The 21,107-nt window shown below is 61.3% G+C and carries 18 protein-coding genes; 11 read left to right on the plus strand and 7 right to left on the minus strand.

From position 1 onward, the window contains the following. The first annotated feature begins 54 nt into the window (after positions 1 to 54). The 4 genes from ACB028_RS12055 to ACB028_RS12070 all read left to right on the plus strand — a co-directional run bounded on the left by ACB028_RS12055 (position 55) and on the right by ACB028_RS12070 (position 5,165). On the plus strand, positions 55 to 615 hold the full coding sequence (locus ACB028_RS12055) for a hypothetical protein (RefSeq protein ID WP_279451051.1): 561 nt from the start codon (positions 55 to 57) through the stop codon (positions 613 to 615). 187 nt (positions 616 to 802) lie between these two features. After that, positions 803 to 2,098 (plus strand): hypothetical protein, encoded by a 1,296-nt coding sequence (locus ACB028_RS12060; protein ID WP_371144377.1) that lies wholly within the window; start codon positions 803 to 805, stop codon positions 2,096 to 2,098. A 75-nt stretch (positions 2,099 to 2,173) separates the two neighbouring features. Then, positions 2,174 to 3,892, plus strand: coding sequence for a hypothetical protein (locus ACB028_RS12065; protein ID WP_371144378.1), 1,719 nt, complete (start codon positions 2,174 to 2,176; stop codon positions 3,890 to 3,892). Positions 3,893 to 3,950: 58 nt separating this feature from the next. Next, entirely contained in the window at positions 3,951 to 5,165 is a 1,215-nt protein-coding gene (locus tag ACB028_RS12070) for a Bcr/CflA family multidrug efflux MFS transporter (RefSeq protein WP_371144379.1), read from the plus strand. A gap of 88 nt (positions 5,166 to 5,253) precedes the next feature. On the opposite strand, the gene ACB028_RS12075 is transcribed toward ACB028_RS12070, so the two are convergent. The 3 genes from ACB028_RS12075 to ACB028_RS12085 all read right to left on the minus strand — a co-directional run bounded on the left by ACB028_RS12075 (position 5,254) and on the right by ACB028_RS12085 (position 7,867). Next, positions 5,254 to 5,838, minus strand: a complete 585-nt coding sequence (locus ACB028_RS12075) for a pyridoxamine 5'-phosphate oxidase family protein (protein WP_371144380.1) — start codon at positions 5,836 to 5,838, stop codon at positions 5,254 to 5,256. 27 nt (positions 5,839 to 5,865) lie between these two features. Beyond that, positions 5,866 to 7,290, minus strand: a complete 1,425-nt coding sequence (gene nhaD, locus ACB028_RS12080) for a sodium:proton antiporter NhaD (RefSeq protein WP_371144381.1) — start codon at positions 7,288 to 7,290, stop codon at positions 5,866 to 5,868. Between the two features lie 109 nt (positions 7,291 to 7,399). Beyond that, positions 7,400 to 7,867, minus strand: a complete 468-nt coding sequence (locus ACB028_RS12085) for a DUF4357 domain-containing protein (protein ID WP_026457061.1) — start codon at positions 7,865 to 7,867, stop codon at positions 7,400 to 7,402. 152 nt (positions 7,868 to 8,019) lie between these two features. Here ACB028_RS12085 and ACB028_RS12090 point away from each other — a divergent pair, with 152 nt between their 5' ends. The 7 genes from ACB028_RS12090 to ACB028_RS12120 all read left to right on the plus strand — a co-directional run bounded on the left by ACB028_RS12090 (position 8,020) and on the right by ACB028_RS12120 (position 15,351). Beyond that, entirely contained in the window at positions 8,020 to 8,715 is a 696-nt protein-coding gene (locus ACB028_RS12090) for an ABC transporter ATP-binding protein (protein ID WP_371144382.1), read from the plus strand. Between the two features lie 27 nt (positions 8,716 to 8,742). Beyond that, on the plus strand, positions 8,743 to 11,181 hold the full coding sequence (locus ACB028_RS12095; RefSeq protein ID WP_371144383.1) for an FtsX-like permease family protein: 2,439 nt from the start codon (positions 8,743 to 8,745) through the stop codon (positions 11,179 to 11,181). Between the two features lie 185 nt (positions 11,182 to 11,366). Beyond that, positions 11,367 to 12,407: a lipocalin-like domain-containing protein gene (locus ACB028_RS12100; RefSeq protein ID WP_371144419.1), complete on the plus strand. Its 1,041-nt coding sequence runs from the start codon at positions 11,367 to 11,369 to the stop codon at positions 12,405 to 12,407. A gap of 400 nt (positions 12,408 to 12,807) precedes the next feature. Continuing rightward, a complete protein-coding gene (locus ACB028_RS12105) occupies positions 12,808 to 13,020 on the plus strand; it encodes a hypothetical protein (RefSeq protein ID WP_371144384.1) in 213 nt (70 codons plus the stop codon). A gap of 214 nt (positions 13,021 to 13,234) precedes the next feature. Further along, positions 13,235 to 14,152, plus strand: a complete 918-nt coding sequence (locus ACB028_RS12110) for a zinc dependent phospholipase C family protein (protein WP_371144385.1) — start codon at positions 13,235 to 13,237, stop codon at positions 14,150 to 14,152. Positions 14,153 to 14,154: 2 nt separating this feature from the next. Continuing rightward, positions 14,155 to 14,553, plus strand: coding sequence for a hypothetical protein (locus ACB028_RS12115; protein ID WP_371144386.1), 399 nt, complete (start codon positions 14,155 to 14,157; stop codon positions 14,551 to 14,553). Positions 14,554 to 14,736: 183 nt separating this feature from the next. Continuing rightward, entirely contained in the window at positions 14,737 to 15,351 is a 615-nt protein-coding gene (locus ACB028_RS12120; RefSeq protein ID WP_371144387.1) for a hypothetical protein, read from the plus strand. An 89-nt stretch (positions 15,352 to 15,440) separates the two neighbouring features. On the opposite strand, the gene ACB028_RS12125 is transcribed toward ACB028_RS12120, so the two are convergent. Genes ACB028_RS12125 through ACB028_RS12140 form a run of 4 tightly spaced genes read right to left on the minus strand, consistent with a single transcriptional unit; the run spans position 15,441 to position 21,099 of the window. Next, positions 15,441 to 18,233, minus strand: coding sequence for an FAD-binding and (Fe-S)-binding domain-containing protein (locus tag ACB028_RS12125; protein WP_371144388.1), 2,793 nt, complete (start codon positions 18,231 to 18,233; stop codon positions 15,441 to 15,443). Next, on the minus strand, positions 18,233 to 18,877 hold the full coding sequence (locus tag ACB028_RS12130; protein ID WP_371144389.1) for a lactate utilization protein C: 645 nt from the start codon (positions 18,875 to 18,877) through the stop codon (positions 18,233 to 18,235). The genes ACB028_RS12125 and ACB028_RS12130 overlap by 1 nt, the downstream gene beginning before the upstream one ends. Before the next feature lies 1 nt (position 18,878). Beyond that, positions 18,879 to 20,315, minus strand: a complete 1,437-nt coding sequence (locus ACB028_RS12135) for a LutB/LldF family L-lactate oxidation iron-sulfur protein (RefSeq protein WP_371144390.1) — start codon at positions 20,313 to 20,315, stop codon at positions 18,879 to 18,881. Then, positions 20,308 to 21,099: a (Fe-S)-binding protein gene (locus tag ACB028_RS12140; protein WP_371144420.1), complete on the minus strand. Its 792-nt coding sequence runs from the start codon at positions 21,097 to 21,099 to the stop codon at positions 20,308 to 20,310. The genes ACB028_RS12135 and ACB028_RS12140 overlap by 8 nt, the downstream gene beginning before the upstream one ends. Positions 21,100 to 21,107 lie beyond the last annotated feature (8 nt).

Here is a 21,107-nt window from a genome sequence, read left to right on the forward strand (position 1 = left end):
TGAAACCCAGAGCGTGGCCTGATGGCCGCGCCATAAACAAACAAGGAGAAGAGGATGACCATCCGCCCGGGTTTACTTGCCCTCACCCTGCTGCTGGCCCTGAGCGGGCAGGTACAGGCTTACTCCTACGCCGCCGCCGGCAAGGAGCCGCTGATCGATGCCCGCGAGGCGCTGCTGGGCGCCGCCACTGACGGCAAGGATGCCAGTGCCACCTTGAGCGACATCGCCGAGGAGCTGACCTATCTGGAGGAGCACCACAAGGTCGAGCTGCAAGCACCGCTCGCGGCCGCCATCAAGGCCAAAGACGCGGCAGCTACCGCGGCCCTGCTCAACCGGGCCTACAAGGCGGAGATCGAGCGCCGCCTCGAGGGGGCCAGCCAGAACCTTGGCGACTACCAGACCGCCAAGGTGCTGGTGGTCAAGAGCAAGCGCTTCCTGGATCTCATCCTCCCCTCCCTCAGTGAAGGGGATCGCAAGGCCGCCGAGCAGGCGCTGGCCAAGGTGCTCGATGCCATCGGCAACCCGGGGGTGTTCGGGGTGGGCGCCAAGCCCGCCGATGCGGCCGCCTTTAGCGATGCAGAAAAAGCGCTGATGGCCGTGCTGGCACCGCTCTGATGGCTACCTGCCCATCACTACACCACCTCGCTGTGACAAGCGGTGGGTTTCGCTGCGCGCTATCCACCCTACGCACTTTGATGACCTCTCATTGATGACGACGGCCCCCCTCATCCCCGACCCTTCTCCCACAAGGGGAGAAGGGGGGCGTCACCATGGCCGATTACGCTTCGCTAATCGACCCTACTTGCTGATCCTTCTGCAACTGGCCTGGCTTGGCTGGCTGCTGGCCTTCCCGGTGGCCCTCGATTCCGACGATGCCCTCAACTTCGCCCACGGAGTAACGCGCTTCAGCGTGCTGGAGTTCTCCCCCCACTTTCCGGGTTACCCCGCCTTTATCTGGCTGGCGAGGCTGATCAATCTGCTGGTGGACGACCCCGCCCGCGCGGTGCAGTGGGCAAGCCTGTTGGGGAGCAGTTTGCTGGCGCCGCTCGCCGCCTCGCTGGCGGTCAGATTGTGGCAACGGCCCAGCCTCCTGGCGCCCGTCTGGCTGCTGGTGCTGGCTCTGCCGCTCACCCCGACGCTCGCCCTCTCCGGCCTCTCTGACGGGCCGGCGCTCGCCGCCTGGCTTGCCGCCCTGCTGGCGCTGTCACCCACTCAATCCACATCCGGACATCAGGCTCGCCACCCGGCGCTGGCCGGTCTGCTGCTGGGCCTCATGCTGGCCCTGCGCCCCTCCTATTTCGTGCTGGCCCTGCTGCCGATCGCTCTGGGGTCGCAACACAGAGGCGAACGGCTCAGGTTTGTGCTTCCTATCGCCCTGGTGGGATTCACCTGCCTGCTGTTTGTCTGGCAGGCCGATGGCTGGGCCTATTTCAGCGAAGGGCGCCGCTTTACCGACGGCCACTTTACCTTGTGGGGCAACACGGCAGCGGCCCACGGGGATCGGTTGCTGAGCTGGGCCAAGACCCTGCACGCCCAGCTCACGCCACTCTGGCCTCTGGCATTCGGGCTGCTGCTGATGCCGCTCTGGCGAAAAGAGAGAGGGAGCAGGCTTGTCTGGACGCTGGGTTGGCTCGCCCTGCTGCTCTGGACCCTGTTTGGCCAGAACCCGGACAATCCCCGTCATCTGGCGCCGCTTACCCTGCTCGGTCTGGTGTTGCTGGCAGGCAGGCTGCCGCACCGGGGGGAGACGCTCGCCGTGCTGGCGGCGCTCCTGCTGCTTGGTTCCACCCTCACTGCACCCCGGCCACCTGCCATGGTTCAGGCGGCCACCCTGGCAGAGCAGCGCTGTACTGCGCTGGTCACCCAATGGGGCGTCAGGCTGCTGCGCGAGACCACGCGGCTTCCGATCACCGATGGTTGGTATGGGGGGGATGCGCGTCTGGTCCTGACGCAGGGCGCCTGTCGTCTCAGTCGGCGCCCTATCGACGCGAGCAGCCTGCCCGCGCCCTACCGGCAGTGGTGGTTTGCTCCGCGCTTTCGCGCCGAGCCCGGCCTCTGGCTTGCCATTCCCGACAGGCAAGCGGATGCTGGGCCCTGACGGCAGGATCAGGATGCAGAGGGAGCCGGCAACTCGACCAGACTCTCCTTGCGGCCATAACCAGCGAGTCCCGACATGGTTGGATTGCGGACGCGCTACAGCATTCCTCTGGTATTGCTGATAGCCACAGCGATTATGTTGTTGCCCTTCTGGCTGCGCGGCGGCAGTCAGGGGCATGATCTGTTTCACCATCTGCTCTCCAGCCACTTTTTTGCGGTGCAACTGTGGCAGGGGGAACTCTATCCCCGCTGGCTGATGGCCATGAATGGCTCCTTCGGCAGCCCGGTTTTTTTCTTCTACCCACCGCTCCCCTACTATGTCAACGCCCTCTTCGCCGGCCCCACGCCCCTCGCTCACGAGGCCATGACGCCCCTGCTCTGGAGCAGCAGTCTGGCGCTCTGGCTCTCGGGTCTGTTTGCCTATCTGTGGCTGCGTACCTTCGCCTCTCCCCGCCGGGCCCTGGGGGCCAGCCTGCTCTATATGGCGCTCCCCTATCATCTGGCTATCGACATCTATGCCCGCTTCGCCCTGGCAGAAAGCTGGGCCTTCGTCTGGGCACCACTGGCGCTGCTGGGGCAGGACAGGCTCAGCAAACAGGCCCCCTTCGGCCTGCTCCTGCTCGCGTTCGCCGTGGCCATGCTGGCCCTCTCCAACCTGCCGAGCCTGCTGCTCATCCTGGCATTGCTGACGGTACGCAGCCTGGTGCTGGCCTGGCGCAACCAGACAAGCGACGCCATCTGGCCCACCCTGCTGGCACAGGGATGGGGGCTGGCCATGGCGAGTCTGTTGCTGTTGCCCGCCCTGCTGGATCAGGGGGGCATCTCCATGGAGCAGATGCGCACCGGCATCTTCGAATTCCAGCGCAATTTTCTCGATCGCCTGCCCCAGAGCCTGGATGACTGGCGTTTTCGCGGTCACCTCACCTGGCTGACCATACTGACCCTCGCCCTGATGCTGGTGGCCTGGGCCGCCACCCGCGAGCCCCATCATCCCGAACTGCGGCGCTGGGGGGTGATCGGTACCCTCTGTTTTCTCATGACCCTCTCCGTGAGCGAGCCGCTCTGGCAACTCCTCACGCCGCTGCAACTGGTGCAATTTCCCTGGCGCTTCAACCTGATCCTGGTCATCGCCACCGTGGCCGTGGTAGCCCTGGCGCCCCCCGTCCATCGGTTATGGCAGTGGCTCTGGTGGGGGCTGCTCGCCCTTATCATGGCCTCGCAGGCGCTCTATGTGCGTGAATCCCCCCTCACCCAGAGCCCTGACAAGGCAGCGATCGATACACTCTTTGACAGCAAGCGCAGCGCCCGGGAATACCGGCCAAGGCAAGTGCCCCGCGGCAACTTCTCGCCCACCCTGCTGGCCTGGAAGGATGAGTTCCAGCCCGAGATCACCACACAGCGGCCGGGCATCCAGTGGCAGATCCAGAGCTGGCGTCCCCGCAACATTGTGCTGACCGTGAACGCCAAGACCCCGGCCACTCTGGTGATGCACCAGTATTACTATCCCGGCTGGCAGGCCTGGCGCGACGATGGCACCGAGTTGCCTGTCAGCAATACCCAGAACGGACTGCTGCAGGTTCAGGTGCCCGCCGGCGACTACCGGCTCACCGTGACCCTGAGTGCCCGCTGGCCTGAGCGCCTCGGCTATGGCCTGTCGCTGGTGACCTGGCTTGCCTGGTGGCTGGCCCTGGCGGGCGCCTTCATCAAGACCCGTTACCAATCGCCCAACACGGCCCGTCACCATGACAAACAGCCGGGCACGCCGGCGCAGGAACGCCATGCCCGGCGTGGTTAAAGCTGATAGACTCGTTATTTCCTCTTATTCGCAACCAAGGTCGACAACCGGACACCCTATGCCCCACGCCCCAGTTCCCCAAGCCGCCGCCCTCTCTCCCCGTTTTCTCTTTATTCTGCTCGGTGCCCTGGCGGGCCTGACGCCGCTCGCGGTGGACATGTACCTGCCCGCCATTCCGGCCATCGCCCGGGATCTGGCCACCAGCATCGACGGAGCCCAGCTCACCATCAGCGCCTTTCTCGGCGGCTTTGCCATCGGCCAGCTCTTCTACGGGCCGCTCGCCGACAGTTTTGGCCGCAAACCGGTGATCCTGGCGGGATTGATGATGTTCGCCATCGCCTCGGTGGGTTGCGCCATGGCGGATTCGCTACCCGAGCTGCTTGCTTGGCGGATGCTGCAGGCCGCCGGTGGCGCGGCAGGCTCGGTGGTGGTCAACGCCTTGCTGCGGGACCTTTTCGAGAAGGATGCGTTTTCCCGCGCCATGTCCTTCGTCATCCTGGTGATGACGCTCGCTCCCCTGGTAGCCCCCGTGGTGGGCGGCTACATCAGCGCCCATAGCGACTGGCGGGTGATCTTCTGGCTGCTGGTGGTCATCAGCCTGCTTATCTGCGTGGTGATGCAGTGGAAAATTCAGGAGACCCTCAAGCCCGAGCACAAGCAGCCCCTGAAGATAGGCCAGGTGCTGCGCAACTACTGGGGGGTGCTCACCCATCGTGGCGCCATGGGCTATGTGCTGTGCGGGGCGCTCTCGAGCTCCGGCATGTTCGCCTTCTTAAGCGGCTCCCCTTACGTCTATATCGAGTATTTCAAGGTACCGACCGAGCACTACGGCTGGCTGTTTGGCCTCAATATCCTGCTGATGATGGTGGTCACCTTCGTCAACAGCCGGCTGGTGAAGGGGGTGGGCGCCGAGCGGATGCTGCAATACGGCCTGCTGGTGCTGCCCTGCGCCGGGGCCCTGCTCATCTACAACGCCTGGAGCCAGACCGGGGGTCTGTGGGGCATCGTCATCCCCGTGGTGCTGTTCGTCGGCCATATCAGTCTGGTGGGGGCCAATGCCATGACCGGCCTGATGGGCCACTTCCCGCAATCGGCGGGCACCGCCTCGGCGCTGGCGGGCACCCTGCGTTTTGGCATCGGCGCCCTGGTGGGCATACTGGTGAACCTCAACCCGCCAGCATCACCGCTGCCCATGGCCATCGCCATCGCCAGCTGCGGGGCGGGATCGGCCCTGAGCTACTGGTTGCTGGCAGGCAAGCGCAGCGCCTCCTGACGCTTCTGTCGCCATCGCGCATGAGACATATGAAAAAGCCCTGCTTGTATCAGCAGGGCTTTTGGCATCCTGGAGCATAGTTCCCTATTTAGCTGTCGCGCCTTCTCCAAGGTGTGGCCTCCAACCCGCTGCGAGCCAGGATCTCGCTCTCCAGACCATCCAGGCTCAACTGGTTTTTCTTGCGCCAGTAGGCCTCGATCCCTTCCCTGCCCTGGCGCATTGACCAGTAGGCAAGATCCTCCCTGTCTCCTTGGTAGTCGAACAGGGGCACCGACATGCCGCAGGAGGCCTGCACCCGCTCGATATCCAGCAAGAAGATCTGGCGGGCCGCGATACTTGCGGGAAAGCGGGCCAGCGCGGCCTCCCACCCCGTGTCGCCACGGTGCAGCACCCGTGCCTGACCATAGGCCCGCAGGATCAGCGGTGCCCCCTCGAAGGCACAGAACATCACCGTCATGCGCGGATTGTGCAGCACATGGGCCGCCGACTCGTTGCCACTGCCGGTCAGATTGAGCCAGGCCAGGGTATGGGCATCGATGACCCTCAACGAATCGCCCCCCTTGGGGGAGAGGTTGACCGTCCCCTGATCCGCAGCCGTGGCGACGAAGTAGATCTTCTGTGCCTCGATAAAGGCCACGTGTTGCGACGAGAGCGCCTCGAACAGTTGTCCCATCTTTCCTTCCCTGGATGTTCATCGCCCTTAGAACTGGGCGCTATTGAGCCACAGATGCGCCCCTATGCTCACCAGATAGCCAAGCAAGATCGCGGGCAGCCACTTGAGGTGGCCGAAGAAGGTATACATGCCGTGGGCCTGCCCCATCAGCGCCACCCCGGCCGCCGAGCCGATGGAGAGCAGACTGCCCCCCACCCCGGCCGTCAAGGTTACCAGCAGCCACTGACCGAGCGCCATGTCCGGGTTCATCGAAAGCACAGCAAACATCACCGGGATGTTGTCGACGATGGCGGAGAGCAGGCCGATGGCGATGTTGGCCTGGGTGGCATTGCCCCCTTCATAGAGCCAGGCGGAGACCAGTTCAAGATAACCCATAAAGCCCAGCCCGCCGACGCACATCACCACCCCGTAGAAGAACAGCAGGGTATCCCACTCCGCCTTCGCCACCTTGTTGAACACATCAAAGGGCACCACGGAACCAAGTTGTCTGAGACGCGCCTGATCGCCGTTGCGCTCGTAGAGGGCGCGCTTGCGGGCAAGTGATGTGGGCAGGGTCTTGCGCAGGTAGAAACCGAAAAACTGCAGATAGCCAAGCCCCATCATCATGCCGAGCACAGGGGGAAGATGGAGGAAGTTATGGCAGGCCACCGCCGTCAGTATGGTCAGGATAAAGAGCGCGACTATGCCAAAGGCCCCGCGTTTGAGATCCACCACCTCGTTGACCGCCTTGGGGGCATGCTTGGGCACCATGAAGCTCATCAGCAGGGCCGGCACCAGAAAGTTGAGCACAGAGGGGATAAAGAGCGCGAAAAACTGGCCAAACGCCACCTTGCCCGCCTGCCACACCATCAGGGTGGTGATGTCGCCAAAGGGACTGAAGGCGCCGCCGGCGTTGGCCGCCACCACGATATTGATGCAGGCGAGGTTGACGAAACGCCGATCGCCGTTGGCCACCTTCAGCACCACGGCGCACATCAAAAGCGCCGTGGTGAGGTTGTCCGCCACCGGCGAGATGAAAAACGCCAGCACGCCGGTCAGCCAGAACAGGGTGCGCAACTGAAAGCCGGAGCGAATGAGCCAGGCCCGCAGCGCATCGAACAGCATCCTGTCCTCCATGGCATTGATGTAAGTCATCGCCACCAGCAGGAACAGCATCAGCTCGGCGTATTCGAGCAGGTTGTGGCGAAATGCCTGCTCCGCAGCCGAACTCATGCCCCCCTGGGCATAGACGATGCCGATCAGGATCCAGATCACCCCGGCAGCCACCAGCACGGGTTTGGACTTGCGCAGTTGCAGATACTCCTCTGCCATCACCAGGGCATAGGCCAGGGTGAACAGGGCGACACAAAACAGGCCGACCGTGGAGAAGGTCATTGGAATGGGACCACTGCTGGCCTCGGCGGGAAACACACAGAACAAAAACAGAGGGACAAAGCGGGATAACGTAGACATGGAGCCTCTTCCTTTGGGAACCGTCTGGCTTTCATGCTAGCACCTGGATGAAAAAATAATTTCATCCAGGTCAATCAATTATCAATTGGTCGGCAACGAGAACTCACCGTTATTTCTTGCCAAACCCCGACTGCTTGAGGGTGTAGCCGGCACTGTTCTGCCAGGCATCCAAACCGCTGCGGTTGTTGCCCGCTACCAGGCTGGCAGCCAGGCTCGGGCTGTTGAACAGCTGATCGGCCACAAACACGAAGCCCCCTTCGCTGCGGGGGGAGAGGATCCCCTTGCCAAGCAGCTCCTGGCGCAGCTCGATCACCGCCTCGCGCAGGGAGGCCGCATCCTCGCCGTTGGCGGTGGAGCCCGCCAGCACCATGAAGCCGGGGTTCTGCCGCTTGCCCACCGGATAACCGTGGGCTTCGGCCCCCTTGCCGTTGAAGTGGTAGAGCTCGCGCTCCCCCGGCTTGTTGTCGGAGAGCGCCTTTTGCAGGGTCATCAGCTCGTTGTAGATATCGATGGGGACCACGGCAGCCTGCTTGTTGCCCTTGCTGTCGACGATAAAACTGACTTGCTTGTGTAACATCCTTGCGCATCCTGTGACCCATGGAAGCCTCTATTCTAACCACCTCTTGCGAGCAGGATCCAGCCAGGATCCGCTTCGCTTTTGCAGCCGTGATCACTAACTGGCATAGTAGCGGGCATACTGAAAGCCATTGACCATCAACCGGTTATCCCATGCTGACCCTGCGCAACCTCTGCAAGAGCTTCGATAACGGCAGCGAACGGCTGCCGCTGTTCCAGCGCCTGGATCTTGCCCTCCCCCCCGGCGAGATCACCCTGCTGCTGGGGCAAAGCGGCTGCGGCAAATCGACCCTGCTCAATCTCATTGCCGGCCTCCTCCCCCCGGATGAGGGGGAGATCTGGCTGGGAGAGACCCGTCTCGACACCCAGCCGCCGGACGAACGGGCCCGCCTGCGCGGCCGCCATTTCGGCATCGTCTATCAGGATTTCAACCTGCTGCCGACCCTGACGGTGGAGGAAAACCTATGCCTGCCACTCGCCATCAACCAGCTCCCGCGCCAGCAGTCAGAGGTTGACACCCTGCTGGCACGGCTCGATCTCGCCCACAAGCGCCACGCCTGGCCGGAGCAGCTCTCCGGCGGCCAGCGCCAGCGGGTCGCCCTGGCCCGCGCCCTCATTCACAAGCCCCGGTGGCTGCTCGCCGACGAGCCCACCGGGAGCCTCGATGAACACAATGCCGAGCAGGTGATGGCCCTGATGATGGCGGCGGTGCGCGATACGGGAGCGGGCCTCTTGCTGGTGAGCCACAACCCCGCCTATGGCGCCTTGGCAGACAGGGTGCTGCGCCTCGAAGGGGGCCAACTGGTCGAGCTAAAGCGTGCCCCCAGCACCGGAGCTCCCCATGGGTGACGTCCGCCCCGTGAGCGAGGGCTTGCCATGCTGCCCCTAAAGGCGCTGCTGCGCCTCTATCGCACTCACCCCTGGCTGCTGTTGATGAGCCTGACCGGGCTCACTCTGGGGATCTCTCTGGTGGTGGCCATCGAGCTTCTTAACCACAGCGCCCGCACCAACTTCGTCGCCGCCCGCAGCCAGCTGGCGGGGGAAGCGAACTACCGGCTGGCGCCGGACGGCGGGCTGGATGAGGGGCTTTACGTCAAGCTGGTGCGAAGCCAGCCCGACCTTGACGCCATGCCAGAGCTGCACGCCTGGCTCAAGGATGAGCAGGGGCGCAGCTTCCAGCTGCTGGGGATGGATTTCTTCAACCCCGGCCCCTTGCGCCGGCTGTTTGGCGCCGCACCGGACAAAGAGCCCACCTTCTCCCTCACCCGCGCCGACAGCGTCTGGCTGGCCGCCCCCGAGGCCAAGCGCCTGGGCTGGCAGCCGGGTCAGCCCCGCACGTTTCTCCTAAGCGATAGCTCGCCTGATGGCAAACGGGGTGAGCGAGCGCTGACCCTCACCCTGGCCGGCACCTTTGAGCCCGGCGCCGTGCCCATGGAGCGGCTGCTGGTGACCGACATCGGCCTCGCCCAGCCCCTGCTTGGCAAGGAAGGGCGGCTCGATCGCATCGTCTTCAAGCTAAGCGAGACGCAAGCTCGTACCCTGCAAACCGCCCTGCAAGCCTATGCCCCCCATCAGCCCCTCTGGCTCGAGCCCATCAGCCCGGCGCTCGATGCCAGCCAGCTCGGCGATGCGCTGGCCCTCAACCTTACGGCGCTCTCCTTGCTCGCCATGGCGGTGGGGCTCTTTTTGGTGTTCAACGCCCAGCGCTTCGTGCAGAGCGTGCGCCGCCCCCAGCTCGCCCAGCTCATCATCCTCGGCATGCCGCCGCGCCGGGTGCTTGGCTGGCTCATCCTGGAGCTTGTGATCCTCGCCACCCTCGGCACCCTGCTCGGGCTGCTGCTGGGAAGCCTGCTGGCCCTGGCCCTGATGGGGCAGCTCACCCAGGCGCTGGCCGATCTCTACGGCCCCAACCCCATCGATCTGCTGCGCCTCTCCCCCGCAAGCCTTGGCAAGGCGCTGGTCATCGGCCTTCTGGGCACGCTCGCCGCCAACCTGCCCGGCTGGTGGCAACTGCTGCGCCAATCCCCCCTTGAGCTGCGAGAGGGCAACAGCCGCCCGCCAGCTCATCCCTGGCGCAGGCGCCTGCTCGCCATCGCCATCCTGCTGCTGTGCGCGCTTTGTCTGTGGCGGCCAGAAACCGGTCTCACCGGCGCCCTCTTTATCGCCGGCGGCTGGCTGCTGGCCATGGCGCTCTGGCTGCCCGATGCCCTGCGCGCCGTGCTGGGATGGCTGCGCTCGCGCCCCGGCGGTTCCCTCAACACACGGCTGGCGGTGGCTGAGACCCGCTACCATCTGGATCGCACCGCCATCGCGGTGATGGCGCTGCAACTTGCCATCGCCGCGGCCATCGGCATCGGGGTCATGGTGTCGAGTTTTCGCTCAAGCGTGGAGATCTGGCTCGGCCAGCGCCTGGCCGCCGATCTCTACGTCACCGCCCCCAAGGGAGTGGCCGGCAGCAAGGGGACCCTGAGCCAGGCAACCTTCAACACTATCCTCACCACGCCGGACGTGAGCGCCGCCTCGCGCCGCTCGGTGCACCCCGCTCGCTGGCAGGGGCAGCCCATCGAGTGGGCGCAGATGGACTTTATCCCCGAGCTCAAAGCCGCCTACCCGCTGCTGGCCGGGCGCTGGCCGGCCACCCCCGACGAGGTGCTGGCGAGCGAACCGCTGACGGTGCGCCTCGGGGTCAAGGTGGGCCAGAGCCTCGAGGTGACCGGCGAGCAGGGGCCAAGGCGGCTTACCGTTACCGGCATCTATCAGGATTACGGCAGCGACAAGGGGCAGATACTGCACGCCTTCGAGGGCGGAGTAGTGCAATCCCTCGCCCTCTTCAGCAACCAACCGGAGCGCCTCGCCGATCGCCTGCGGGCGCAGTTTGGCGAGAGGGTGAACCTGTTGCCCGCCCCCGCCATCCACGCCGCGGCCCTCAAGGTGTTCGACCAAACCTTTGTGGTTACCGAGCTATTGAAATTGCTGATCCTGGGGATCGCCTTCGTCGGCATCGGCTCGGCCTTTATGGTGCTGGGGCTGGCCCGGCACGGCGAGTTGCAGACCCTGCAGAGCTTAGGCGTAGGCCCCCGTCACTGCCGCAGCCTGCTGGTATGGCAAGGGGCGGGCCTCGGGCTGCTCACCGCGCTGCTCGCCCTGCCGGTGGGCTATGGCCTTGCCTGGGTGCTGATTGAGGTGGTCAACCCCCGCGCCTTCGGCTGGCGTCTGGCCTTCGAGGCCGCCCCTTTGCACGCCGTCACGGCGCTCCTGCTCGCCCCCGTCTGTGGCGCGCTCGCCTCCTGGTACGCCGCAAGGAGAGTGGTATGAAATATTGGTTAGCGCACTGGCTCAGCCATGGCTTGACGATCCCATTGACCACCCCACTGTCACCGCCCTTGATTCAGCGCAGAGAAGCGCATAGAGCTGCCGCGAACCATCCCCTCTCCCTTCGGGAGAGGGCCAGGGTGAGGGGAATCTTGCCCTCTTTACGGACCCTGTGGCTCGCAGCCCTCTTGATCCTGCTTATTGCCATGAGCGGCAACGCGCAGGCCAGCGATCTGGGGAGCATCCTTGGCGGCAGCAGCGATCACTTTAAAAAGGCTCTGCCGGGTCAGTCCATCCGCCTGCCCGCCGATCACAGCGCCCATCCCGACTACCGCTCCGAGTGGTGGTATCTCACCGGCAACCTGAAAGACGAACAGGGGCGCGGCTACGGCATGCAGTGGACCCTGTTCAGGCAAGGCATCGAGCAACAGATAAAGACAGACAACCCCTGGCTCACTCCCCAGCTCTGGCTGGCCCAGTTCGCCATCACAGATTTGAGCAAAGGCAGCCACCAGCAGGATGAGCGCACCAGCCGCCAGGGGCCGGGGCTGGCCGGTGCCAGCGGCGGCCAGTATTGGCTCAAGGAGTGGGTGCTGGCCTCTCAAGGGGAATCGCTCTTTCCCGCCACCCTCAAGGTGCAGAGCAAGGCGGGAGATCTTGATTTGCAGGTGAGTGCCGCCAAGCCGGCGGTGCTGCAGGGTAAACAGGGTTACAGCGAGAAGAGCCCGGGCAACGCCTCCTTCTACTACTCCTACCCACGCCTCACTTTAAGCGGCACTTTAACCCTGGATGGGGAAACCCGCACCGTGACCGGCCAAGGCTGGTTTGATCACGAGTGGAGCAGCTCGGTATTGGCCGAGTGGCAATCGGGCTGGGACTGGTTTTCGCTGCAATTTGACGATGGTCGCGAGCTGATGCTGTTTCGCCTGCGCACCAAGGCGGGCCGCACCAATCCCGAAAATCGCTACGGCATCCTAATTGAGCGGGACGGCAACAGCCGGGTTCTCGCCCCAGACAGTCTCCGCCTCACCCCCGGCAGGACATGGCGCGGCCCCAAGGGGCAAGACTACCCCGTCGAGTGGCAACTGGAAGCCGCCGATATGAGGCTCACCATTGAGGCGCGCCAGCCCAATCAGGCCATGACGGGACGCTTTGATTACTGGGAGGGGGCGGTCTCCGTCTCGGGAGACGCCAAGGGCGTCGGCTATCTGGAGATGACCGGCTACTAAGGTGGCCGGATTTCCACCTGCTATTTTTTAGCACTTGTAACTCGATTTCTAGCGTCTCTCTTACCTTTTCCCCCGACACTTCTCGCCTGTATTCCTGATCCACGTCACTAATTGGAACAAAATCAGCACGATAAATTACTTTTTACTCAACACGATTAGTCGATGTTTGATACTTTACCCAAGTGAGCCTCATTGCAATAAAAACCACCGAGGTATGCCAATGATTCACTCCCTATTCAGTTTGGTGACAAAGCAGCACACTGGGAGCTGGAACCCCGTGCGGTAGCCATCCAATTTGCTAGTCGACAAAGACTATTGGTTGCCCAAGTACAAAATCTAATACCGCTAAAACTATTTTTTTACTTCTAGCTTAACGACTTATCTGATAGCAGGATTATTTATGGACGATAAAATTCTTTTAGAAAAGGCAAAGGAGTTAATTGAATTAAAGTATGAATTAGATACTTTAATGTCAAAAATGAACGACCTAAAACAAGATATTATACAAGACATCAAAAATATGGTGTTATTAAACTTGATTCTGGTAAAGTTTATTATGGTGAGTCAAAAGGCGCTGAATCATTCCGTAGAAAAAACGTTCTCCAATATTTAAGAGATACTTACGGGGACTCTTTAGCTAATCAAGTTGATGAAGATTGTACAAAACATGGAAAACCAAGAGCTATCGTTTATGTGAAAATAAATAAAATCTTACCTGAGCAACTTTAAAAAATTTCGGATAACTATAATAATAAAACAATGTTACCATAATATTTATTAACATCTCATTCGCCCCCCCTCATCAAATGATTTAAATAAGGACTTTTATGCCTGGAGCATTTGCACATATCACTGCTGTGAACTTTGCCATGGCCAATTCAAAGCTAGCTGGCTTGGATATGCCCAAAAGAGCTAAATTCATACTCACTAAACATCAGAAATTCGTAGAGCTTGGTTGTGTGAGCCCTGATTATCCCTACTTGAAAATAGGTGATTCTAATCAGAACTCATGGGCCGACAAAATGCATTACGAAAAAGTAGGCATTTTTATCAAAAAAGCTATCATACTCATCAGACAACTCTCCCCTCAAGATCAGGAAAAAGCATTTTCGTGGCTTTGTGGATTCGTTGCTCATGTGATCGCCGATATCACTATACATCCAGTAGTTGAGTTAAAAGTAGGGCCTTACAATGAAAATAAGAGCCAACATCGTATATGTGAAATGAATCAAGATGCTTATATATGGCAGAAGTTAAATCTTGGCGATATTGGTTACGCTGATAGAATCAGATTGAATATAGGATCCTGCGTTGAATCCAATTCCCATGACTCACTTGACAGAGTCATACACAACTTATGGGAAGCCTGTCTAAAGGAAACTCATCCTGACCACGCAGATTTAATCTCCCCAGACATAGATAAATGGCACCAAGGTTTCTTACAAGTTGTTGATCATGTGGAAGAAGGTCATAAGCTTTTTCCTTTTGCCAGACATGTAGCCGCAGAACTTGGACTCACTTATCCAGATGTAAAGCATATCGATATCTCATATATTGATAACTTAACAACTCCCTGTGGAATAGAGCATTATGACTCTATCTTTGAGAGAGCAGTGAGTAACATTCAAAAATATTGGTGCTACTTGGCTAAAGCCATTTATGAACATGGCGAAACAGATATGTTTTTAAACTGGAACTTAGATACTGGTCATTGTGAATCAAATGTATTAACAGCCTGGGTATAAATATGAAATATATCTCTTTTTTATTATTATCACTGACTTTAATAGGGTGTTCATCAACAAATAGCTATGATGATGAGCATATGTATGATCTGGCATCCCAATTCAAAGATTTGGCTCAATCAGTAGATGGCATGGTCAAGTTTGGCGATCTTACAACCAAAGATGGCGATCAAATATTGGCACAGGTGTTTCAAGAATCACCAGAAAAAGCAAAACCATTCGAAAAGTATACGATTAAAGTCGAACTACAGGGAGATAATGCTATTTTATTACTCTGTGATAAAGATATTGCTCTCATAGAGGACGCAGGGTGCAATGCAGAATTGGATAAAGTGCATTGGAAGACCCCAACCCATCATAGCTGCAGCTTTACGATAGACAGCATTCCTTTATGTAAATAGAATTAATAGGCTAGCGTCTGCAATAAGCTGACAAAGTCAAAGTAGTGGTGGAAACATAGCAACTGACCACTGTGATGGGAGAATTTCAGATAATTTTCACAATCACACACAAGTCTGATGCGTTGCCGCATAAATGAAAAACATCCTAATAATAAAATCCAATTTTTATATGAGACCATTTACATGAATTTTATTAAAACTGATCAACTATTCGCAAGACTGCGCGACGTTGTAGATCACCCTGTACACGATGCTGATGCAAGAAAAAATCTTGCCTTAACATTAGCCATTAGCTCGATGCAGTTTTCCGATGCTGTTAGATTATTATGCTCACAAGGGTTGATACTGGGGGTTGGTGCAACATTACGTTCTCAATATGAAGCACTGGTAAGGAGTGTTTGGGTTCTTTATTGTGCTACAGACCTACAAGTCGAAAAGTTAGATGCAGTTTTAAATACAGAGTCTCAACAAGCAAGCAAAAACATTCCCACTGTCAATACGATGCTTGGTGAGCTCGACAAAATACCACAAGTTAAGAATCTATTGGTTTCACTCTATGAATTCAAAGACAGCTCTTGGTTGCCATTAAACTCCTTTGTTCATTCAGGCATTCACGCTGTTTTTTGGACCAAGTACAAAGTACCACCGGAACTAATAGAGCAGTCGTTTCGCATAAGCAACGGATTGAATGTTATCGCCTTTCAGGGAATGGGAATACTTACTGGTCGACCGACCATTCAACAGGAAATATTTTCAGTGATAGCGCATTATTCAGATTGTTTGCCTAAGGCTCGATAGTAAAACTAAAAATATGTACGCATGAAAACATTCCCACCTATCTACCCATCCTATAAACCCCGACAGAATTAATTCTGCCGGGGTTTTATTTATTTCGCCGCCTGATCGACCAGATAGAGAATGCTGTGATAGGGAATGCCGGCGTGCTGGCTAAGCCCCATCTCGCAGGTGCGGCTATTGCTGAACCCCTGACGGCAATTGGCGGGGACCTGGGCGGGCAGGCTGGCGAGGGCGGCGGCGTTGAGCTCCGGGGTCATCAATCCCTTGTCGCCGGCAAAGCCGCAGCACTGGATATGCTCAGGGATTATCACCTCGCGGGCGCAGGCGCAAGCCACCGCCAGCACCTTATCCCCCAGCCCCATGCGCCGGCTGCTACAGGTGATATGGAGCATCACTGTCTCATCGATGGGGGTCAACTCAAGGTGGGGCAACAGGTGTTCCAGCACAAAGGCGGAGGGCTCGAACACCCGAAGACCCTTGCCGAGCGCCCCCGAGAGCAACCGCTGCACGCAGGGGCTGGTGTCGAGCAGCACGGGCCAGCGCCCCTGCTCGCTTGCCTGCCACAGGGCCTCGGCCAGCTCAGTACGCTTGGCTTCCGCCACCTCGCTCATCCCCTTGCTGTCATAGGGCATGCCGCAGCAGAGCCCCTCGATGCCTTGCGGCACTATCACCCGGCAGCCCGCCTTCTTGAGCAGGGATAACACCACGTCCGGCAGTGACGGCGCATCCTCCTGCTGGCCAAATACCCGGCTCGCGCAGGAGGGCAGATAAACCACAGCGCGCTCGCTGGATCCGCCATGGCTCCCCTCCCCTGGCGGCCACTGGTAGCGGCTCGGCCCCGGCAGGGTGGGCAGCCAGGCGGGCGTGCGCTGGCTGCTGATGTTGCGTACCCCGTTCACCAGCCCTGCCAACGCTTTCTCTCCCAATACCTTGCCCGCAATCCCTTTAAGGCCCAGCGCACTGCGGGCAGTGCGGGTGACGCCCGCGAAGTGATCGGCGCTCCAGCGAGCGATGGGCACGAAGCGCCGGTACTTGTCAGTTCGCAGCTTCTTGATCAGGCTGCCGGTGTTGATGCCGACCGGGCAGCGATCGGCGCAGAGCCCGGTCGCGGCGCAGGTGTCGATGCCCTGATAGTCAAACAGCTGGGCCAGCTGGTTGGAGGGCTCATCGGCACGATTGCGGCGGGCCAGTTCGCGATAGAGCACGATGCGCTGACGCGGCGACAGTGACAGGGTGCGCGAGGGGCAGACCGCCTCGCAAAATCCGCACTCGATGCACGGATCCACGATGGCATCGCTCGCCGGCATGGGCTTGAGGTGGGCCAGGTGGGCCCTGGGGTCATCGTTGATGATGACGCCGGGATTGAGCAGGCCGTCCGGGTCCAGCAGCGCCTTGATGCGCCGCATCAGCGCCATCCCCTCCGGCCCCCATTCCAGCTCCACGTAGGGGGCCATGTTGCGGCCGGTACCGTGCTCGGCCTTGAGGGACCCGCCAAAGCGCACGGCGACCAGCTCAGCCACCGCATCCATAAAGGCGCCGTAGCGGGCCACCTGGGCCGGATCGTCGAACCCCTGGGTAAAGACGAAGTGCAGGTTCCCCTCCAGCGCGTGGCCAAAGATGATGGCTTCACCGTATTCGAAGCGATCGAACAGTTGCTGCAGCCCCGCCACCCCTTCGGCCAGACGCTCGATGGGAAAGGCGACATCCTCGATGATGACGGTGGTGCCTGTGGTGCGCACCGCCCCCACCGCCGGGAAGAGCCCCTTGCGAATGGCCCAGAGCCCGGCGCTATCGCTGGTAAAAGGCACAGAGGCGACCTGAACGAACTCGGCCGCCATGGCTGTCACCTGCTCGCAGCGATCGACCAGCTCCTCTTTCGATTCCCCATGCACCTCGACAAGCAAGGCGCAGGCAGCCAGGTCCAGCGTCTTGATAAAGTCCGGCAGGCCGGGCTTGCCCGCCACCGAGCGAAGGGATCGCCCATCCATCAGCTCCACCGCCGCCACTGGCGCGCTTTTCAGGCGCGAGGTGGCCAGACAGGCCTGCTCGGCGTCCCGGAACACCAGCAGGGCCGAGGCCTTGTGGGGGTATTCGGGCACGGTGTCGAGCACCACCTCGGCGATAAAACCGAGGGTCCCCTCCGAGCCAATCATCAGGTGGGTGAGGATATCGACGGGGTCCTCATGATCGAGCAGGGCATTGATGGCGTAGCCGGTGGTGTTCTTGAGCCGGTACTTGTGGCGGATCTTGGCGGCAAGTTCAGTATTCGCCAGCACCTCGGCACGCAGGGCGGCGAGCCCCGTGAGCAGCTCCGGGCGTTTGGCCGCAAAGGCGGCGCGGCTGTGGGGATCGCTGCTGTCCAGCACGGTGCCATCGGCCAGCAGCAAGGTCATGGCGTGCAGGGTGTGATAGCTGTTGTGGGCGGTGCCGCAGCACATGCCGCTCGCGTTGTTGGCGGCGATGCCGCCGAGCTTGCAGGCGTTGATGGAGGCGGGATCCGGCCCAATCTTGCGCCCCAGAGGCGCCAGATAGCGGTTGGCATCGGCGCCGATCACCCCGGGTTGCAGGGCAATGCGGGCCCCCTCGTCCAGAATGCGGTGGCCGCGCCAGCTGTCGGTCAGGGTGATGAGCACCGAATCGCTCAGGGCCTGGCCCGAGAGGCTGGTGCCGGCGGCGCGAAAGGTGCACGGCAGGTGCAATTCGCGGCACACCCCGAGCACGAAGCGCACTTCATCGAGGGAGTCGAGGCGCACGATGCGCTCGGGCACCAGCCGGTAGAAGCTGGCGTCCGTGCCGTGAGCCAGCCGAAGATCCGGGTCGCTCACCAGCCGCTCCGGCGGGATGCGCGAGAGCACGGCGGCGTCAAACTGGTTCCAGGGCATCAGCAATCCTCCACCAGCACCACCAAGAGGCGACTCGGGCCGTGGGCGCCGTAGGCCAGGGTCTGCTGGATGTCGGCGGTCTTGGAGGGGCCGGAGACCAGCAACAGATTGGTGGGCATGGCCTGCTGCCAGCGCCCGGCCTCCACCAGCCCCGCCAGGTTGTCGGCGATGGTGGAGGCCGCCAGCAGCGCGATATGGCAAGGGGGCACCAGGGAGAGGGTGCGCGGCTCGCCGCCATCCGGCAGCAACACCAGCGTCCCGGTATCGGCGATGGCCCCCGCGCAGTGGGTGATACCGGCCTGACAGACGTCGAACAGATCGTCTTTCCAGCCGGCGAACTCCCCCGCCGGGGTCAACACAGAGCGCCCGGCGCAGGCGGCCGCGACCGCCGCCTGCCAGCGACCGCCCTGGCCACAGGCCAGACTCGTCACTCCCTCTTCATCCAGCCAGGCGGTCAGATCCCGGGCCAGGGTCGCCTCCTTGACGGTGAGGATCTCGGCATGGCTGGCACTGATCCCGGCAAGAAAGCGCTCGCGCCGCGCCTGCTCATCCTCCCCGCGCCAGGGCTGCCAGCCATGGGGGGAGTGGGCGATGGGAGTGGCGGCGCCGCGCAGGCGGCTTAATATGACCTCTTTGCTCGACATCTCAGGACTCCTTCTTCTTCTGGCGCAGCAGGGCGTGCAGACTCTGGGGGGCGGGTTGGGGGGCCTCGCGGCACTGGGTCCAGGGGCCAAGGTGTTTAGGCATCAGCCCCCGCAGACGACCGGCGACACCGGTCGCGGCGTGATAGAGGCGCGGGTGGGTGGCGGCGAAGGCAAAGCCCTGCATGGCGAGGGATTCGAGCCGACTCTTGGCCGCCCCCTGCCCCGCCAGCGGCTCGTGGCCGGGCTCAGCGTCATGCTTGGCCTCCCGGCGCAGGCGCTGCAACATGTCGGGGATGGGGATGCGCACCGGGCACACCTCGCCGCAGGCCCCGCACAGGCTGGACGCCGTCACCAGATCCTGGGTGCTTTCGAGCCCCAGCAGATGGGGGGAGATGATTTTGCCGATGGGGCCCGGGTAGATGGTGCCGTAGGCGTGGCCACCGATGCGGGTGTAGACCGGGCAGTGATTCATGCAGGCGCCGCAGCGGATGCACTGCAGGGTCTTGCGCAGCTCCTCGTCCCGGTAAGCCTGGCTGCGGCCGTTGTCGAGCAGCACCAGGTGCACCTCGTCCGGGCCGTCCAGCTCCCCTGCCCGGCGCGGGCCGCTGATGACGTTGAAGTAGGTGGTGATGGCCTGGCCGGTGGCCGAGCGGGTCAGGGCGCTGTAAAGGGGCGGCACGTCGGATAAAAATTCCACCACCTTCTCGATGCCGGTGATGGCCACGTGGACCTTGGGCACTGTCGTGCACATGCGCCCGTTGCCCTCGTTCTCGACGAGGCACAGGCTGCCGGTCTCGGCCACCGCGAAGTTGACGCCGGAGAGCCCCATGCCGGCACGGCGAAACTCTTCGCGCAGGGCCCGCCGCCCGGTCTGGATCAGTGCGTCCACGTCGGTGGTGGGGGTGAAATCCGCCAGATTGCTTGCGAAGGTGTCGCTCACCTCCTGCTTGTTCTTGTGGATGGCGGGCATGATGATGTGGGACGGGGTGTCACCGTCGAGCTGGACGATAAACTCCCCCATGTCGCTCTCAAGGCAGCGGATGCCGTGGCGCGCCATCTCGTGGTTGAAGCCCACCTCCTCGCTCACCATGGACTTGCCCTTGACGATGGAGCTCACCCCGTATTGCTGGGCGATCCCCAGAATGATGGCGTTGGCCTCGTCCGGCGTCTGGGCCCAGTGCACCCGGATGCCGTTGCGCTCACAGTTCGCCTCGAGCTGCTCCAAGAGAGCGGGCAGGCGCGAGAGGCAGCGCTGGCGGATCTGCTCCGCCGCATCGCGCACCGCCGCTTCTTCCTGCGGATCTGCGAAGGCGTCGCGGCGCTTGCCGCGCAGGTAATCCATGGCGCCGCGAAAATTCTGGCGCAGCACGGGGTCGGCCAGGGCCGCCTCGGCCTGGGGATGGAAGCGGCGCGGCGAATACTTGGCGTGATCACTCATGATGGGCCCCCTGTTTTTGCGCTTGTAAGCCCTGAGCCACCGGCTCGCTATGGGCGAGCAGGAAGCTCGCCAGATGGGTGGCAGGGAGCGTCTTACCCTGATACGCCAAGGATCCCTTGATGTTCAAGAGGCACCCCCAGTCGGCACTCACCAGGGTATCGGCGCCGGTGGCCAGCAGGTGGCGGGTCTTGTCCTCCACCATGGCCTGGCTGATGTGGGGATGGCGCACCGAGAAGGTGCCGCCAAAGCCGCAGCACTCGCTCTCGTAAGCCTGCTCGTGCAGGGTCACGCCCTCGAGTTGCCCCAGCAGGCTGCGGGCCGTGGTGTGCACCTGCATCTCGCGCCGGGCCGAGCAGGAGGTGTGCATGACGATGTTCGCCCTCCCCATCCCCTGCCAGCGCACCCGGCAGACCCGGGCCAGAAACTCGGTGAGCTCGAACACCCGCTCGCAAAACGCTGCCACCTCGGAGCTCTCCGGGAAGAGACGGGCATAGTGATGGTGCATCATGCCGCCGCAGGAGCCCGACAGCACCACCACCGGCCAGGGCTCGGGGAAGAGCGCCATCTGGCTTTGCGCCACCTGGCGCGCCTCCTCCTCGTGACCCGAGGTGTAGGCCGGCTGCCCGCAGCAGGTCTGTTTCTCGACAAAGTGCACCCTTATCCCTTCCCGCTCGAGCAGGGCGATGGCATCGAGCCCCGCCACCGGGTCGAACAGATCCACCAGACAGGTGGCGTAGAGATAGACATCGGCCGGCTTGGCCGGATAGACCCGCATTACCTTCATCACTTGCT

Source organism: Aeromonas sp. S9(2024), from assembly GCF_041403185.1.
In the GTDB taxonomy this organism is placed as follows: Bacteria; Pseudomonadota; Gammaproteobacteria; order Enterobacterales; family Aeromonadaceae; genus Aeromonas; species Aeromonas enteropelogenes.